The sequence below is a fragment of the Microbaculum marinum genome, from assembly GCF_037855135.1.
Lineage (GTDB): Bacteria > Pseudomonadota > Alphaproteobacteria > Rhizobiales > Tepidamorphaceae > Microbaculum > Microbaculum marinum.
The window spans coordinates 388,024-404,182 of record NZ_JAZHOF010000001.1 but is presented as its reverse complement, the minus strand read 5'-3'; the positions used below and the strand labels follow the sequence as shown (position 1 = coordinate 404,182).

The following is a 16,159-nucleotide window of genomic DNA, read 5'->3' as shown; positions in this document are numbered from 1 at the left end:
GTCCGGCAAACGATGCGATCCCCCACCACGGCCCCACGCCGCACGTCGCTCGTCGACCTTGCCGCCCTCGCCGGCATCGTCCTGGCGTGCCTGGCGGTCGGCTATCTCGGCTCCCTGGCCACCGCGCCGAATCTGGAGCCCTGGTACGCCAATCTAGTCAAACCCTCGTGGACGCCGCCCGACGTCGCGTTTCCGATCGTCTGGACGATCCTCTACGTGGCGATGGCGGTTGCCGCCTGGCTGGTCTGGCGGACCTCCGCGGATCCTGGATCGAAGCGGCGGGCGCTCGTCGGTTTTGGCGTCCAGCTCGCACTCAACGGCGCCTGGTCCTGGGCGTTCTTCGCCGCCCAAAGCCCCGGATCGGGGCTTGTCGTCATTGCCGCGCTGCTCGCCGCCATCGCGTGGACCGTCCGGGCCTTCTGGCGGATTTCCCGGCCCGCCGGCATCCTGATGCTGCCCTACCTGGCCTGGGTCTGTTTCGCCGCCGCCCTCAATCTCGCTATTTTCACGATGAACAGTTGAATAAACGGAGGGGTGACCTCGACCCCGATTCCGGCCATAAGGTCGTGCCATGTCCGAAGTCTTCGTAACCTATGCGCTGCCGGTGGCATTGGGCGTCGTGTTCCTGGTGCTGCTGGCCGGTCTGTGGAACATGATGCGCGGCGGCAGTCCCAACACGTCCCAGAAACTGATGCGCTGGCGTGTCGGCCTGCAGTTCCTGGCCATCTGCGTGGCCGTGGTCACGATATGGCTGATGGGTCGCTCGTAGCGGCAACCGGGAAAGCACGCACGTGGTCATTCTGAACAAGATCTACACGAAGACCGGCGACGACGGCACGACGGCGCTGTCGACAGGCGAGCGCCGGCCGAAGTTCGACCTGCGTGTTTCCGCATACGGCACGGTGGACGAGGCCAACGCGGCGATCGGCCTCGCCCGGCTTTCGACCGGTTCCGATCCGCAGCTTGCCGACCTCGATTCGATGCTGGCGCGGATACAGAACGACCTGTTCGACCTCGGCGCGGACCTCTGCACCCCCGATACGGGCGAGGATCTGGGTTGGGAGCCGCTGCGGATCACAGAGAGCCAGGTTTCGCGGCTGGAATCGGAAATCGACACGTTGAACGCCGATCTGCATCCGCTCCGCTCGTTCGTGCTGCCCGGCGGAAGCGCGGCTGCCGCGCATCTGCATCTCGCACGCACCGTCATGCGGCGCGCCGAGCGGATGATGGTCGAACTGGCGATGACGGAGGGCGAAGCGGTGAGCGCCGCAGCCCTGAAATATGCCAACCGGGCCTCGGACTTTCTGTTCGTCGCCAGCCGCTGGGCAAACGGCAAGGGGGCCGACGAAGTGCTGTGGGTAAAGGGCCAGAATCGCTGAGCAGCGATCGGGCAGCGGAGGCAACATGCCATGTTCGTTCCGATCAGCGACGACAACCGGCTCAGGCATCTGCCGTACCAGTACGTCACGGTCGGACTGATCGCCGTCAACGTCCTGGTGTATGTCTTCTTCACCAGCGGCATCTTCGTCGATGGGCTGGAACCGGTTGCCTACAGTTTCGGCGTCATCCCCGCCGTCTTCAACGACTTCCGGGAGCTCCCGAGCCAATACGCCGTCGTGCCGGAAGGCATGACGCTGGTCACCTATCAGTTCGTCCACGGCGGCTTCCTGCATCTGGTGTCGAACATGCTGTTCCTGTGGGTGTTCGGCGACAATGTCGAGGACGCCATGGGTCACTGGCGCTTCCTCGCCTTCTACCTGCTCTGCGGCGCCGGCGCCGGCCTTGCGCACGACCTTGTCCAGCCCCGCTCCGTCGCACCGCTGGTCGGTGCCAGCGGCGCGGTCTCCGGCGTGATTGCCGCCTACCTGATGCTGCATCCGAAGGTGAAGGTCTGGGTGCTGGTGCTTTGGCGGCTGCCTCTGAGACTTCCCGCCTCCTGGGTCCTCGGATTCTGGGTCGTCCTGCAGGTGGTCATGGTCGCCTCCACCGGCAGCGACGAGGAGGTCGCCTGGTGGGCCCATATCGGCGGCCTGGTGACGGGTGCGGTCCTCGTGCTTTTCATGCGCCGCCGGGGCGTTCCGCTGTTCGATCGCGGCCTCGTCACCGCCACCCAGCCCAACCGGCGGTAACCGGTGCCGCCGGCGCGACAATTGAGGTCGCCGGACGGCGTTGACTTGCCAGAATGGCGTGAGTACCGTCCGCCGCGCTTCGAACAGCGGGCGTCTGCCCGCCATTCGTCGCACGGATCCGCCATCCGTCGCGTCTTTCAGCGACCGGCCCGGCCCGAGTCCGGTCCGATGTCGAGAACCGTCCGGGTTCTCCACCGAGGGAGTTTCGCTTCATGAAGGTTCTGGTGCCCGTCAAGCGGGTTGTGGACTACAACGTCAAGATCCGCGTCAGGGGCGATGGATCGGGCGTCGAGCTTGCCAACGTCAAGATGTCGATGAACCCGTTCGACGAGATTGCCGTCGAAGAGGCGATCCGTCTGAAGGAAGCGGGCAAGGTCGAGGAGATCGTCGCCGTGTCGATCGGCCCCGCCCAATCGTCCGAGACGATCCGCACCGCGCTCGCAATGGGCGCCGACCGCGGCATCCTCGTCAAGGCGGACGGTCCGGTCGAGCCGCTGGCGGTCGCCAAGATCCTCAAGGGCGTTGTCGAGGCCGAGCAGCCGGGGCTGGTGATCCTCGGCAAGCAGGCGATCGACGACGACGCCAACCAGACCGGCCAGATGCTGGCCGCCCTGCTCGATTGGCCACAGGGCACCTTCGCCTCGAAGATCGAGATCGGCGACGGCTCCATGACGGTGATCCGCGAAGTCGACGGCGGCCTGCAGACGATCAGGCTGAACATGCCCGCGATCGTCACCACGGACCTGCGTCTGAACGAACCGCGCTACGCCTCGCTGCCCAACATCATGAAGGCGAAGAAGAAGCCGATCGACGAGAAGACCGCCGACGACTACGGCGTAGACATCGCGCCGCGGCTGGAGGTGCTCAAGACCACCGAGCCGCCGGCGCGCCAGGCCGGCGTCAAGGTCGGCAGCGTCGCCGAACTGGTGGACAAGCTGAAGAACGAGGCGGGAGTGATCTGATGGCGGTCCTACTGATTGCGGAACACGACAATTCGAGCCTGAGCGACCTCACCGCGAAGGCCATGAGCGCCGCAACGGCGATCGGCTCCGACGTGGACGTGCTGGTGGCCGGCAAGGGCTGCGGCGCGGCCGCCGAACAGGCGGGCAAGCTGGATGGCGCCCGCAAGGTGCTCGTCGCCGAGGCCGACGCGCTCGAGCATCGTCTGGCCGAGCCGATGGCCGCGCTCGTCACGTCGCTCGCCGGCGACTATGACGCCGTCGTCGCGGCCGCGACGACCAGCGCCAAGAACTTCATGCCCCGGATCGCCGCCCTGCTCGACGTCATGCAGGTCTCCGAGATCACCGCGGTGGAAGCTCCCGATACCTTCGAGCGGCCGATCTATGCGGGCAACGCCATCCAGGTGGTGAAGTCGAACGACGCCAAGAAGATCGTGACGGTCCGTGCCACCGCGTTTCCGGCAGTCGGCACCGGCGGTTCGGCTGCCGTCGAGACGGTTTCCGTGCCCGACCTCCCCTCGGTCTCCGAGTTCATTGGCGAGGAACTGACCAAGTCCGACCGTCCGGAACTGACCTCCGCGAAGATCGTCGTGTCCGGCGGCCGCGGCATGGGCTCTCACGAGAACTTCGAGACCGTGCTGATGCCGGTCGCCGACAGGCTCGGCGCTGCGATCGGCGCCAGCCGCGCCGCCGTCGATGCCGGCTACATGTCCAACGACTATCAGGTCGGCCAGACCGGCAAGGTGGTCGCGCCGGAGCTCTACGTCGCCGTCGGCATCTCCGGCGCCATCCAGCATCTGGCAGGCATGAAGGATTCCAAGGTGATCGTCGCCATCAACAAGGACGAGGAAGCGCCGATCTTTCAGGTGGCCGACTACGGCCTCGTCGGCGATCTCTTCCAGCTGCTGCCGGAACTCGAAGCGGAGCTGGCGAAAGCCGGAAAGTGACGGGGCGCCGTGGTTGCAATGCAGCAGGAACGTACTTCACGCGGCCCGGGTAACGTGCTAGCTCGTGCGCATTGCAATTCGGAGTGACGCGAGCGTGACGGACGGGAGCGACGATACGGCAATCCGCTCGGTGGGCGTGATCGGTGCCGGACAGATGGGCAGCGGCATTGCCCATGTCAGCGCGCTTGCCGGGTTCGACGTGAAGATCCACGACGTCAGCCTCGAACGCATCGAGTCGGGTCTTGCCACCATCAACGGCAACATGGCCCGGCAGGTCGCCTCCGGCCGCATCACCGAGGAGGAGCGCCAGCAGGCCATCGCGAGGATCAGCGGTTCGGAAGACCTTGCAGGCCTCGGCGAAGTCGACCTCGTCATCGAATCGGCCGTCGAGAATGAGGAGGTCAAGCGCGACATCTTCAAGCGGCTGTGTCCGCTGCTGAAGCCCGAAGCGCTGCTGGCCACCAACACGTCGTCGATCTCGATCACCCGGCTGGCCTCCTCGACCGACCGGCCGGAACGCTTCATCGGCATCCACTTCATGAATCCGGTTCCGGTCATGGAACTGGTCGAGCTCGTCCGCGGCATCGCCACCGAGGACACGACCTTCGAAACCGCACGGGTCTATGTCGACAAGCTCGACAAGACCATCGCCGTTTCCGAAGACTTCCCCGCCTTCATGGTCAATCGCATCCTGTTGCCGATGATCAACGAGGCGATCTACGTCCTGTACGAGGGCGTCGGCTCGGTGGTGGCGATCGATACCGCAATGCGCCTCGGCGCCCGCCACCCGATGGGGCCGCTGGAGCTGGCCGATTTCATCGGCCTCGATACCTGCCTCTCGATCATGCAGGTGCTCTACGAGGGTCTGGCCGATTCCAAGTACCGTCCCTGCCCACTGCTTGTGAAGTACGTCGAGGCCGGCTGGCTCGGCCGCAAGACCCAGCGCGGCTTCTACGACTATCGCGGCGACGTTCCCGTCCCGACGCGCTGAGCCCCGGCCGCGCCGGTCGCGGGGCGCCCGGCCGGATATCGCCTTTGCCCATTCCTTAACAATTTGCTAAGGCTCTGCCGGTGCCGCAATGCATCGTCGCGCCGGCAGGGACACCCTTCCGGCGGGCGCACGACAATCGGAAGACCTCCAAATATCGATCGGATCCGGGCACATGCACCTGGACGTCAATACCCTGATGGTCGCCGGTTCCTTCGTATCCATGCTCAGCGGCTGCTTTCTGGCGCTGGCGTGGTGGTGGTACCGGGGCACCAGCGCGGCCCTCTTCTGGTCCGCAGCGAACTTCCTTGTCGGCATCGCCATCGGGATCTTCGCGTTCCACGATGTGCTGAAGCCCGAGTGGCTCGTCTACATCACCGGCCTGTTCGTGCTCGCCAGCGGGCTGGTGTGGGCCGCCGCACGGCGGTTCGACCATCGGTCCGCCCCGCCGGCCGTCACGTTCGCGGGCGCCGCGGCGTGGATCGTCGCGTGCCTCGTTCCCGGCTTCACCGCGGCCGGCGCGGTGCACTCGATCCTGGGGGCGGCGATCATCGCCGGATATACATACGCCGCCGGATGGGGGCTTTGGCGGGATGGCCGCGAGCGGTTGTTCGCCCGCTGGCCGATGATCGCCCTGCTCGTCGTTCACGGCACCCTGTTCGTGGCCTCGATCGTCGACGTGCTGCTCGGCGCTCCGCCGAACGAGGACCCGAATTTCGGATCCGTCTTCTCCCTCGTGCATTTCGAGCACATGGTCTTCACGATCGGCACCGCGATATTCCTGATCGCCATGATGAAGGAACGCAGCGAAGTGCAGCACAAGAAGGCCGCGACCGTTGATTCCCTGACGGGATTGTCGAACCGCGGCGCATTCATGGAGGGCGCCACCGAGGAACTGCACCGGCACGTTCGCAACAAGGAACCGATCTCGGTGCTGATCTTCGACATCGACCGGTTCAAGACGATCAACGATACGTTCGGCCACGCGACTGGCGACCGCGTCATCGAATGCTTCGCCGCGGTGGCGCGCGAAAGCGTGCGGGCGATAGACATCGTCGGACGCATCGGCGGCGAGGAATTCGCGATCGTCCTGCCCGGCGCGGCCGCCGACGTCGGCTTTGCCTATGCCGAACGCGTCAGGAACGGCTTCCAGGCCGCCTGCGCAACCTTGCCGGGGGGCGCCGTCACGGCGACGGTCAGTGTCGGCGTCGCCATATGCGAGGGCGAGGCCTGCACGTTTTCCGAGGTGCTGCGACGGGCTGACGATGCGCTCTACCGGGCCAAGGCGCGCGGCAGGAACCAGACGGTGCTGGCCAGGAAGTCGCCGGCATCCGGGATGTCTCGGGTCGTGCGAATCGCCTAGCCGTTCAGCCCCGAGCCTTCAGGCGCTGGCCTTCAGCTCGAACCTTCAGCCCCCTGTCCGACCAGCGCGCCGATCAGCGCCTTCGCGTCCTCCGAGTCCCATTGCGCCGGCCCGGCCATGTGGCCGATCTCGCAGCCCTCGCGGTCGATCAGCAGCGTCGTCGGCAAACCGAACGCCTTGCCGGACTTCTTGAGTTCGCGAAACACGCCGGTGGTGTGATCGGCGTAGTAGCGAAGGGTATCCACCTCGACGTCTCGAAGAAACGCCTTCGGCTTCTCGTCGCCGCCTGTGTCGATGTTGACTGCCACGACCTCGAAATCGTCGCCGCCCAGTTCCGCCTGCAGGTTGTCGAGCGCCGGCATCTCGTGCCGGCAGGGCGCGCACCAGGTGGCCCACAGATTGAAGAGAACGGCCTTGCCCCGCCACTCCGAGAGCCTGCGCTCAGCGCCCGAGGCGTCGACGAAGGTCAGGTCCGCCACCGGCGCTGGAGTGTCGTGTACGATCAGGGCGGCAACCTCTCCGGTTGCGAGCGGATCGACGGCCTTCGCCAGTTCGACCGCCGAATTGCAGGCCGCTTCCGCGGCCTCGGCATTGCGTCCGCGCCAGACGATCCCGTATACCGCGGCAGCAGCGAGGATGATGAGGCCCACCAGAATGGCGAGGGTCAGGAGAAGCCGCCTGATCCCTCTCTTCGATTGATGTTCGTCCATCGCACCTTCTTTCCTTACTGCCCGGCGAAGACCGGGTATCGCGGAGTGACGCCATGAGCAACAAGATGTGGGGCGGCCGCTTCGTCGCCGGTCCCGACGCGGTGATGGAAGCGATCAATGCCTCGATCGACTTCGACCGCCGCTTCTGGGCCCAGGACATCGCCGGCTCCCGGGCGCATGCCGCCATGCTCGTCAGGCAGGGTATCCTGTCTGAGCAAGATGGGAAGGAGATTGCCAGAGGTCTAGACACGATCGCGTCAGAGATCGAGGCCGGCGGCTTCACGTTCTCGAAGTCGCTCGAGGACATCCACATGAACGTCGAGGCGCGGCTGTCCGAGCTGATCGGCCCGGCCGCAGGCCGCCTGCACACCGCCCGCTCGCGCAACGATCAGGTCGCCACCGATTTCCGGCTCTACGTGCGCGACGCCGTCGACCGTCTGGACGCCGCGATCGCGGCGCTGCAGACGGCGCTGGCGAACAAGGCGCTGGAGCACCACGACGTGGTGATGCCGGGCTTCACGCACCTGCAGGCCGCCCAGCCCGTGACCTTCGGCCATCATCTTCTCGCCTATGTCGAAATGACGGCACGCGACCGCGGCCGGCTGCAGGACGCCCGGCGGAGACTGAACGAATCTCCGCTCGGCGCTGCCGCTCTGGCCGGCACCTCGTTTCCGATCGACCGGGAACAGACCGCCGCGGCGCTCGGCTTCGATCGGCCGATGGCGAACTCGCTCGACGCCGTCTCGGACCGCGATTTCGTGCTCGAGACCCTGTCGGCGCTGTCGATCCTGGCGGTCCACATGTCCCGCTTCGCCGAGGAGATCGTGATCTGGTCCTCGGCGCAGTTCGGCTTCGTCAGGCTGTCGGATGCCTGGACCACCGGCTCCTCGATCATGCCGCAGAAGCGCAATCCCGACGCCGCCGAACTGGTCCGCGCCAAGACCGGCCGCATCTTCGGCGCGACGATCGGCCTCATGACCGTGATGAAGGGCCTGCCGCTCGCCTATTCCAAGGACATGCAGGAGGACAAGGAGCCGTTCTTCGACGCGCTCGACGCCGCCGAACTTGTCGTTGCCGCGATGACCGGCATGGTCTCCGACATGCAGCCGAACCGCGAGCGCATGGCGGCCGCCGCCGGCGCCGGCTATTCCACCGCGACCGACCTCGCCGACTGGCTGGTGCGGGCGCTGAACATGCCGTTCCGCGAGGCCCACCACGTCACCGGCCGCATCGTCGCGGTCGCCTCGGAGAATTCACGCGATCTCGACGCGCTGACCCTCGAGGAGTTCCAGGCGGTCGACCAGCGGATCACCGCCGAGGTCTTCGAGGTGCTGGGTGTCGACAACTCCGTCAGGAGCCGGACGAGCTACGGCGGCACGGCTCCGGCGAACGTGAAGGCCCGGGCCAAGACCTGGATCGAAAGGCTCCGCTCCTGATGCTGCAAGCCGATTTCGCTGTTGCTCCATTCGGGCTACAACGGCGACCGCATCTTCAATCCACCCGTCCAGTCACACAAACGGCGAGCGAATAAATGGCTTCCTACGATCTGCTTCTCCTGCCCGGCGACGGCATCGGCCCCGAGGTGATGGCCGAGGTCGGCCGGGTCATCGAATGGCTCGACAGGAACTCCGGTTCCACCTTCGAGACGGAGACCGATCTCGTCGGCGGCAGCGCGTACGACGCCCATGCCGTGGCGATCACGGATGCCGCCATGGACAAGGCGCAGGCCGCCGACGCCGTGCTGTTCGGCGCGGTCGGGGGGCCGAAATGGGATTCGGTCCCCTACGAGGTTCGCCCCGAGGCGGGGCTGTTGCGGCTGCGCAAGGACATGGACCTGTTCGCCAACCTGCGGCCGGCGATCTGCTATCCGGCGCTGGCCGATGCATCATCGCTGAAGCGCGACGTGGTGGAGGGCCTCGACATCCTGATCCTGCGCGAGCTCACCGGCGGCGTCTATTTCGGCGAACCCAAGGAGATCGTGACGCTGGAGAACGGCGAGAAGCGCGCCGTCGATACCCAGCTCTACACGACCCACGAGATCGAGCGGATCGCACGCGTCGCCTTCGAACTGGCCCGCACCCGCAACAACAAGGTCACGTCGATGGAAAAGCGCAACGTGATGCGCTCCGGCGTGCTCTGGAACCAGGTCGTGACGGCCGTGCACAAGGCGGAGTATTCCGACGTCGAGCTGGAGCACATGCTGGCCGACGCCGGCGGAATGCAGCTCGTGCGCTGGCCCAAGCAGTTCGACGTCATCGTCACCGACAACCTGTTCGGCGACATGCTGTCGGACGTCGCCGCCATGCTGACCGGATCGCTCGGCATGCTGCCGTCGGCCTCGCTCGGCGCGCCCGACGAGAAGACCGGCAAGCGCAAGGCGCTCTACGAGCCGGTCCACGGCTCCGCCCCCGACATCGCCGGCAAGCGCCTTGCCAATCCGATCGCGATGATCGCCTCGCTGGGCATGGCGCTGCGCTACTCCTGCGACATGGGCGAGGCCGCCGATCTCGTCGACGGCGCCATCGCCGACGTCTTGGCGGGCGGCACCCGTACCGCCGATCTGGCCGCCAAGGGCCAGAATGCGGTGAGTACCACCGAGATGGGCGAGGCTATCGTCAGGGCGATGGACGCCCGCGCCGGATAGGCGCGCGCCACGGGGGTCTCGTCGCAGCCGCGGCGGCTGCCCTTGCCGCCAGGTCCGCGGCGCTCCCGTGGTAGCGCGCCGAAGCGTCCGGTAGGGGAGAGCCGCCCGCTCTCCCCCTCGGACGGCCCCTGCTGGCCGGCCGTCCGGCGGGTCTCGGAAGGGCAGATCATCGTCGCCAGCGGTCGCCGCCTTTGCTGCGGATCGCGAGGTGCCGCCGGGGTCGTAGAAGGACGCGCCAGCTCCGGGTGCAATCGCAACATGCATTGACTTTCCGGCCGGAATGCTGTTTCGCATGCGTGACCGCCACTCTGCGGCACGAGGACGATCGAGTTGACCATCACGGTCACCACCAAATCGACGAAAGCGACGGCCAAAACGGGCACCGGCGCCACCGGCGCCTGACCGCTTTCCTCGTCCCCGGTCCCTCTCCCCGGCGGGGTTAAGGAGGGCCGCCCCGACCGGGGCTCCACCGTCCGGGGAGGCACATAGCGAACGCCAGAAGGCTTCAGGAGACTTACCGATGGGCTATTCGGTTGCCATTGTCGGCGCCACGGGGAACGTGGGCCGGGAAATGCTGGAAATCCTCGCCGAGCGGAACTTCCCCGCCGACGAGGTCCACGCGATTGCGTCGCGCCGCTCGCTCGGCACCGAGGTGTCGTTCGGCGACCGCATCCTCAAGTGCAAGGATCTCGAGCAGTTCGATTTCTCCAAGGTCGATTTCTGCCTGATGTCGGCCGGCGGCGAGCTGTCGCGGGAATGGTCGCCGAGGATCGCCGCGAAGGGCTGCCTCGTCATCGACAACTCCTCGGCCTGGCGCTACGACGCCGACGTCCCGCTCATCGTTCCCGAAGTCAACGCCGACGCGGTGGCGGGCTTCACCAAGCGCAACATCATCGCCAACCCGAACTGCTCCACGGCGCAGCTCGTCGTGGCCCTGAAGCCGCTGCACGACGCCGCCGGGATCAGGCGCGTGGTTGTGTCCACCTATCAGTCCGTTTCCGGCGCCGGCAAGGAGGCGATGGACGAGCTGTGGACCCAGACCAAGGGCATCTTCGTCACCGATGCCCCCGAGCCCGAGAAGTTCACCCGGCAGATCGCCTTCAACGTCATTCCCCACATCGACGTCTTCATGGAAGACGGCTCGACCAAGGAGGAATGGAAGATGATGGCGGAGACCAAGAAGATCCTCGATCCGAAGATCAGGCTGACCGCCACCTGCGTCCGCGTTCCGGTGTTCGTCGGGCATTCGGAAGCCGTCAACATCGAATTCGAGAAGCCGATGACGGCCGAACAGGCCCGCGACATCCTCCGCGAGGCGCCCGGCGTACTGGTCGTCGACAAGCCGGAGGAGGACCAGTACATCACGCCGATCGAATGCGTCGGGGATTACGCCACCTACGTCTCGCGCATCCGCGAGGACGCGACGATCGAGAACGGCCTGAACCTGTGGTGCGTCTCCGACAACCTGCGCAAGGGCGCCGCCCTCAATACCGTCCAGATCGCCGAGACCGTGATCAATCGCGGGCTATTGCAGAAGAAGGCGGCCTGAGGACCAGGCGCGCCGAAGCCGTGAACCTGCGGGGCCGCACGGCCCCGCAAAAAAACCGCTACCTGACATAGTATTACGTCCCGCGCCCGCCCTACATGGCGGGCATGTCGGGTCACTGCTGTTCTCACGAGACCGTCTTCGACGGGACGTCCACCGCCTTCCGCCGTGCGCTGATCGCCGTCATCGCGATCAACGCGGCGCTGTTCCTGATCGAAATGACGGCCGGCCAGCTCGCCGGCTCGAAGGCGCTGCAGGCGGACGCCCTCGACTTCGCAGGGGACACCGCGACCTATGCGATCAGCCTGCTGGTCATCGGGCGGCCCCTGCTCTGGCGTGCCCGCGCCGCCTTCCTCAAGGGCCTGAGTCTCGCTGCGATGGGGCTCTGGGTGCTCGCCAGCACGGCCTGGCAGGTGCTCGTCCTGGGCGTTCCGTCCGCCGGCGTCATGAGCGTGGTCGGTCTCCTGGCGCTCGCGGCGAACGTCGCCAGCGTCCTGATCCTGATGAGATGGCGCGACGGCGACGCCAACGTCCGCTCCGTCTGGCTGTGCAGCCGCAACGACGCGATCGGCAATGTCGCGGTGATCGGAGCGGCGGCCCTGGTCTTCGCCACGGGCACTGCCTGGCCCGATCTGGCGGTCGCAACCCTGATGGCGGGACTGTTCCTGTCGTCGGCCGTGCAGATCGTCCGCCGGTCGCTATCGGAAATGGCGGAAGGCACGTCGGCCGATGGCGCTGGCCACCGCCATGCACGAACCCAGCCCTAGCCAGCCCCTGGGCGTGTAGGACCACAGACGGACACGGCTTCGTCCGGGCAACCGGATTGACGTCCCGCCATTAAGTGCATATACACTTATCATGGCCGACACCGAGCAGACCACCGCGCGCCTTCCTCCCGGGCTGGACACGCCGATTGCATGCGTCGGAACGGGAATGCGCCGCACCACGCGCGCGATCTCGCAAACCTACGATCGCATCCTGGCGCCGGCCGGACTGACCGGCACCCAGTTCTCCATCCTGGCAACCCTGTCCCTGTCGGGCCCGATCCCGATCAATCCCCTCGCCCGCCGACTGGGAATGGACCGCACCAGCCTTAGCCGGACGCTGCGGCCGCTGGTCCACGAAGAACTGATCCAGGAAGCGGGCAGTCGCGACCGACGGGAACGTCCGATCGTGCTCACCGACAAGGGCCGGAAGTCGCTCCAGACAGCCTGGCCCTTGTGGGAGGCGGCGCAGCAGACCGCCGTATCGGTACTGGGGTCCGAGGAGGCCAGAGCCCTGCTGGCCCGCCTCAATGCGCTGGAGGAGGCATTGAGGGCAGCACGCTAGTTTTCCGAGATGGATATGTGCATATACACATAAAGGAGATCCGACATGACCGACTTGTCCTATCCCGGGCCCGCCGTCCTTCGGCAGGGTCGCGGCACGCTCGTGGCGCTGGCACTGTTTGGCCTCTGGTTCGCCGTCGCGGTCTGGCTGGGCGCGAATGGCGCCTTCGCCGCCGGCGACGGTGAACTGTCCCCGGTCCTGCCGATCGCCGTTCTGCTGCCGGGTGCCGCCTTCCTGGCGGCCTACGCGACTGTTCCGGCGGTACGGAACTGGGCGCTGGCACTCGACCCGGCGGTCGTGGTCGGCATGCAGTCATGGCGTGCCGCGGGCATTCTCTTCGTCTTCCTGTGGCTGATGGGCCTGCTGCCGCCGGTGTTCGCAGTTCCCGCCGGCTTCGGCGATTTCGCGGTCGGCATTCTGGCCATGTTCGCAGCCGTCGCCGTCGCGCGCGCCAGTGTGACGGGCCTGCCGCTCGCACTCCTGGTGCTGGCGGCCGGCCTTCTGGACTTCGCCCTCGCGGTCGGGACCGGCGTCCTGTCCAACCCCGGCCTGATGCTGGCGCCGGCGACCGGACCGACGTCGCAACCGATGTCGCTGTTGCCGCTGAGCCTTGTCCCCACGGCGCTGGTGCCTTGGTTCCTCGTCCTGCATCTCATTTCCTGGATGCAGATCAGGGCGGGCCGGATCGGCTGATTTGCGCGGCCCGCCATGTGAGACGTCATCGTTTCGGGCCCGATCGCACGAAACAATCGCCGCGCTGGGCCCCGGATCAAGCCCGGGGCGTAGGCCTGTCGTGTGGCAAGGCCCCTGCCCAACACGCGGCTTACGTCCCGGGCTTGACCCGGGACCCAGCCTAACGACCAGCCGAAGGCGCCGCCTACGTAGCCCGGATGGAGCGGCAGCGTAATCCGGGAACGGCGGTGCGGTCATCCCCTACCCGAGAGTGCCTCCGGCGCAGCCCCCGGATTACGCTGCCGCTCCATCCGGGCTACGTGCTCTGTGCCGGAGGCCCAGAACAGTCGCAGACGCCCCGCTGGCCCTGGATCAAGCCCGTGGCGCAGCCTGCGGTACGGCCGATCCCATCCGCCCCCTCAGCCGTCATGCCCGGCATTGCCGGGCATCCACGGACAGCGGTCACCGCCGAGAAGACGTGGATGGCCGGGACGGGCCCGGCCATGACGACCGGGGACGCAGTCGAGGTTGGCGCGGACTGTCGATTTCCGTAGGCCTGCCAGCCCCTTACCGGAAACCCGCCGACAATTTTATTCACACTCTGAAAACCTCGGTTAGACTCCGTCCATCCCTCCCATGCGGGGGCGTGTCCGGATCCGACACGGACCACGCGGGAGGGAGCGGCGCCTCCAGCAGGCCGTGCATGTCGGCACGCCGGCTCGGGGAGGCTCCCGGATCGCCCGTCCGCAATACGACGGGCCGCCCAAGCGGGCCTTGAGGCGGGATCCGTCCGGCCGTCCAGGGGAGGTCCACGGGGACCGTGGCGCAGGAGGCAGAGCCTCCTGGCAGCGCACCCCGGGGGCTCTTGAGGGCGCGAGCCGTTCGGCCCCGCCGGAGCGCGATCCGGACTTGGCCTAAACCGCCGCGGCGGGCGCTCGGAAGAGCGCCACCACTAAACCACTAGCAAGGCACTCCTTCGAGCGCCCGCGCCCCGCAGACGGTCGTCTGCACTGTCAGTGGGGGCAAACGACAGCCCCCCCGGAGTGGCAATCGCTCCACGGCTCTTTGACACGCGGCAATCGCCGCACCGAGCAAGACACCAACCCGCGCCGGTCCCGGCGGCGGGGCGATCGGCCGTGCCCCTCCCGCCGGTCCGTAGCCCGGATGGAGCGCAGCACAATCCGGGGCAGCAGTGCCGCGGGCCTCACCGCCACTCACCCGGGAAAGGACCCTAGCCCGCCTGTTCGGACACTTTCTCGAAGGTACCCGTCTTCGGATTCATGACCCGCAGCTCTCCCGTGGCGATGCCGAAATGGGCGCCGTGCAGCGCTAGGCTTCCGGCATCGACCCGCGCCTTCAGGAACGGGAAGGTGAGCAGGTTCGCCAGCGAGCGGCGAACGACGACCTCCTCGACGGCGCGCTGCATGTCCTCGCTCGCCATGGCGCTGTCGATCTGCTCGGCTTCCGCGCGCGAACCGCGCAGCAGGTCGATCCACGGGCCGATGAACTCGCCCCGGATCTCCTCGTTCTCGCGGCCCTTCAGGTACGCCGCGATGCCGCCGCACAGGGAATGGCCCAGCACGATGATGTCGGGCACCAGCAGGTCCCGCACCGCGAACTCGATGGCGGCGCTGGTGGAATGATGGAACTCGTCCGGCGCGTAGGGCGGCACGATGTTGGCGACGTTGCGCACGACGAACAGCTCGCCTGGGCCGGTGGAGAACACCGTTTCCGGCGCCGCGCGCGAATCGCAGCAGCCGATCACCATCGCCCGCGGCGCCTGGCCAAGCCTGGCCAGTTGCGCCAGCCGGCGCCTTTCCTCCGGCAGCCGTTCGCCGGAGTAGCGGCGGTAGCCGTCGATCAGGTCGGGGGGAAAGGAGGTCGTCATGGCTGTGTCCGCTCGTGGGTGACAGGCTTCCGCGTCTCAGGCGAGGGCGGAAAGTTTTGCAAGATCGACGTTGCCGCCGCAGACCAGCACGCCGACCCGCTCGTCGGCGCGCGGCCGATAGGCGCCGCAGACGACGGCGGCGAGCGCCGTCGCGCCGCCGGGTTCCGCGGCGATCCTCGCCCGGTCCCAGAGCAGCCGCTGGGCTTCGCCGATCGCCGTATCCGGCACCAGCGCGACATGGTCGACATAGGTTCTGCAGATCTCGAAATTGTGGTCGCCGACGCTGCGGGCGCCGAGCGAGTCCGCGGCGAGCCCGGACACTGGCACGTCGACCGGCCTCCCCTCTTCCAGGGCGGCGTGCAGGGCGCGCGAGGTCTCCGGCTCGACGCCGACGACGCGGGTACGGCCGCCATACCACGCGGCGATCCCCGAGATCAGGCCGGCGCCGCCGACGGCGACCAGCACCGTGTCGAGATCCGGCTCCTGCTCCTGCCACTCCAGCGCCACCGTCCCCTGCCCGGCGATCGTCTCGGGCGAATCGTAGGCATGCACGCCGACCGCGCCGCTGTCGGCCATGAAGGCTTCGCAACGCTCGAGCGCGTCCGCATAGGCCGCCCCCTCGACCAGCACGTCGGCGCCGAAACCGCGGATGCGCCCGACCTTCACCGGGCTTGAGATCTCCGGAACGAAGATGCGCGCCGGAATGCCGAGCGAGCGGGCCGCATAGGCGACCGCGGCGCCGTGATTGCCGCCCGAGGCGGCCGCCACCCCGGCCTCTGGCACCTCGCGCGACAGCAGGTTGTTGAAGGCTCCGCGCGGCTTGAACGAGCCGGCGTGCTGAAACAGTTCGAGCTTGAGGCAGATCGCAGACGGCGTGCCGAAGGTCTCGGCGGCGATGTCCATCACCGGCGTCCGGCGTACCCGCCCGGCTATGCGCTCGTAGGCTGTCTCGATATCCTCGGAGGTCACCATTCGATCGTCTCC

The 16,159-nt window shown here is 67.2% G+C and carries 17 protein-coding genes; 14 read left to right on the top strand and 3 right to left on the bottom strand.

The window, feature by feature from the left end; all coding sequences use genetic code 11:
• Window positions 1-12: 12 nt before the first annotated feature.
• The 8 genes from V3328_RS01875 (at window position 13) to V3328_RS01840 (ending at window position 6,386) form a co-directional block, all read left to right on the top strand.
• Window positions 13-522, top strand: a complete 510-nt coding sequence (locus V3328_RS01875; protein ID WP_340327943.1) for a TspO/MBR family protein — start codon at window positions 13-15, stop codon at window positions 520-522.
• Window positions 523-571: 49 nt separating this feature from the next.
• Window positions 572-769 (top strand): twin transmembrane helix small protein, encoded by a 198-nt coding sequence (locus tag V3328_RS01870; RefSeq protein WP_340327942.1) that lies wholly within the window; start codon window positions 572-574, stop codon window positions 767-769.
• 22 nt (window positions 770-791) lie between these two features.
• A complete protein-coding gene (locus tag V3328_RS01865) occupies window positions 792-1,379 on the top strand; it encodes a cob(I)yrinic acid a,c-diamide adenosyltransferase (protein ID WP_340327941.1) in 588 nt (195 codons plus the stop codon).
• A 30-nt stretch (window positions 1,380-1,409) separates the two neighbouring features.
• Window positions 1,410-2,129: a rhomboid family intramembrane serine protease gene (locus tag V3328_RS01860; protein ID WP_340327940.1), complete on the top strand. Its 720-nt coding sequence runs from the start codon at window positions 1,410-1,412 to the stop codon at window positions 2,127-2,129.
• A 212-nt stretch (window positions 2,130-2,341) separates the two neighbouring features.
• On the top strand, window positions 2,342-3,091 hold the full coding sequence (locus V3328_RS01855) for an electron transfer flavoprotein subunit beta/FixA family protein (protein WP_340327939.1): 750 nt from the start codon (window positions 2,342-2,344) through the stop codon (window positions 3,089-3,091).
• Window positions 3,091-4,035, top strand: coding sequence for an electron transfer flavoprotein subunit alpha/FixB family protein (locus V3328_RS01850; protein WP_340327938.1), 945 nt, complete (start codon window positions 3,091-3,093; stop codon window positions 4,033-4,035). The genes V3328_RS01855 and V3328_RS01850 overlap by 1 nt, the downstream gene beginning before the upstream one ends.
• A 94-nt stretch (window positions 4,036-4,129) precedes the next feature.
• Window positions 4,130-5,026: a 3-hydroxybutyryl-CoA dehydrogenase gene (locus V3328_RS01845; RefSeq protein WP_340327937.1), complete on the top strand. Its 897-nt coding sequence runs from the start codon at window positions 4,130-4,132 to the stop codon at window positions 5,024-5,026.
• Between the two features lie 172 nt (window positions 5,027-5,198).
• Window positions 5,199-6,386: a GGDEF domain-containing protein gene (locus tag V3328_RS01840; RefSeq protein WP_340327936.1), complete on the top strand. Its 1,188-nt coding sequence runs from the start codon at window positions 5,199-5,201 to the stop codon at window positions 6,384-6,386.
• A gap of 32 nt (window positions 6,387-6,418) precedes the next feature.
• Here V3328_RS01840 and tlpA read toward each other — a convergent pair whose 3' ends face one another.
• A complete protein-coding gene (tlpA, locus tag V3328_RS01835; protein ID WP_340327935.1) occupies window positions 6,419-7,096 on the bottom strand; it encodes a thiol:disulfide interchange protein TlpA in 678 nt (225 codons plus the stop codon).
• A gap of 53 nt (window positions 7,097-7,149) precedes the next feature.
• Between tlpA and argH the strand changes: the two genes are divergently transcribed.
• From argH to V3328_RS01805, 6 genes are all read left to right on the top strand, one after another.
• Complete coding sequence (gene argH, locus V3328_RS01830; protein ID WP_340327934.1) at window positions 7,150-8,532, top strand: argininosuccinate lyase; 1,383 nt, start codon at window positions 7,150-7,152, stop codon at window positions 8,530-8,532.
• Between the two features lie 95 nt (window positions 8,533-8,627).
• The gene (leuB, locus tag V3328_RS01825; protein ID WP_340327933.1) at window positions 8,628-9,740 is read left to right on the top strand and encodes a 3-isopropylmalate dehydrogenase; all 1,113 of its coding nucleotides are present in this window, start codon (window positions 8,628-8,630) and stop codon (window positions 9,738-9,740) included.
• 520 nt (window positions 9,741-10,260) lie between these two features.
• Window positions 10,261-11,289: an aspartate-semialdehyde dehydrogenase gene (locus tag V3328_RS01820; RefSeq protein ID WP_340327932.1), complete on the top strand. Its 1,029-nt coding sequence runs from the start codon at window positions 10,261-10,263 to the stop codon at window positions 11,287-11,289.
• Between the two features lie 95 nt (window positions 11,290-11,384).
• Complete coding sequence (locus V3328_RS01815) at window positions 11,385-12,053, top strand: cation efflux transmembrane domain-containing protein (RefSeq protein WP_340327931.1); 669 nt, start codon at window positions 11,385-11,387, stop codon at window positions 12,051-12,053.
• A gap of 166 nt (window positions 12,054-12,219) precedes the next feature.
• Window positions 12,220-12,615 (top strand): MarR family winged helix-turn-helix transcriptional regulator, encoded by a 396-nt coding sequence (locus V3328_RS01810; protein WP_340327930.1) that lies wholly within the window; start codon window positions 12,220-12,222, stop codon window positions 12,613-12,615.
• A 45-nt stretch (window positions 12,616-12,660) separates the two neighbouring features.
• Window positions 12,661-13,308, top strand: a complete 648-nt coding sequence (locus V3328_RS01805) for a hypothetical protein (protein ID WP_340327929.1) — start codon at window positions 12,661-12,663, stop codon at window positions 13,306-13,308.
• Window positions 13,309-14,518: 1,210 nt separating this feature from the next.
• On the opposite strand, the gene V3328_RS01800 is transcribed toward V3328_RS01805, so the two are convergent.
• Complete coding sequence (locus tag V3328_RS01800; protein ID WP_340327928.1) at window positions 14,519-15,175, bottom strand: carbonic anhydrase; 657 nt, start codon at window positions 15,173-15,175, stop codon at window positions 14,519-14,521.
• 36 nt (window positions 15,176-15,211) lie between these two features.
• Window positions 15,212-16,147 (bottom strand): threonine/serine dehydratase, encoded by a 936-nt coding sequence (locus tag V3328_RS01795; RefSeq protein ID WP_340327927.1) that lies wholly within the window; start codon window positions 16,145-16,147, stop codon window positions 15,212-15,214.
• Window positions 16,148-16,159 lie beyond the last annotated feature (12 nt).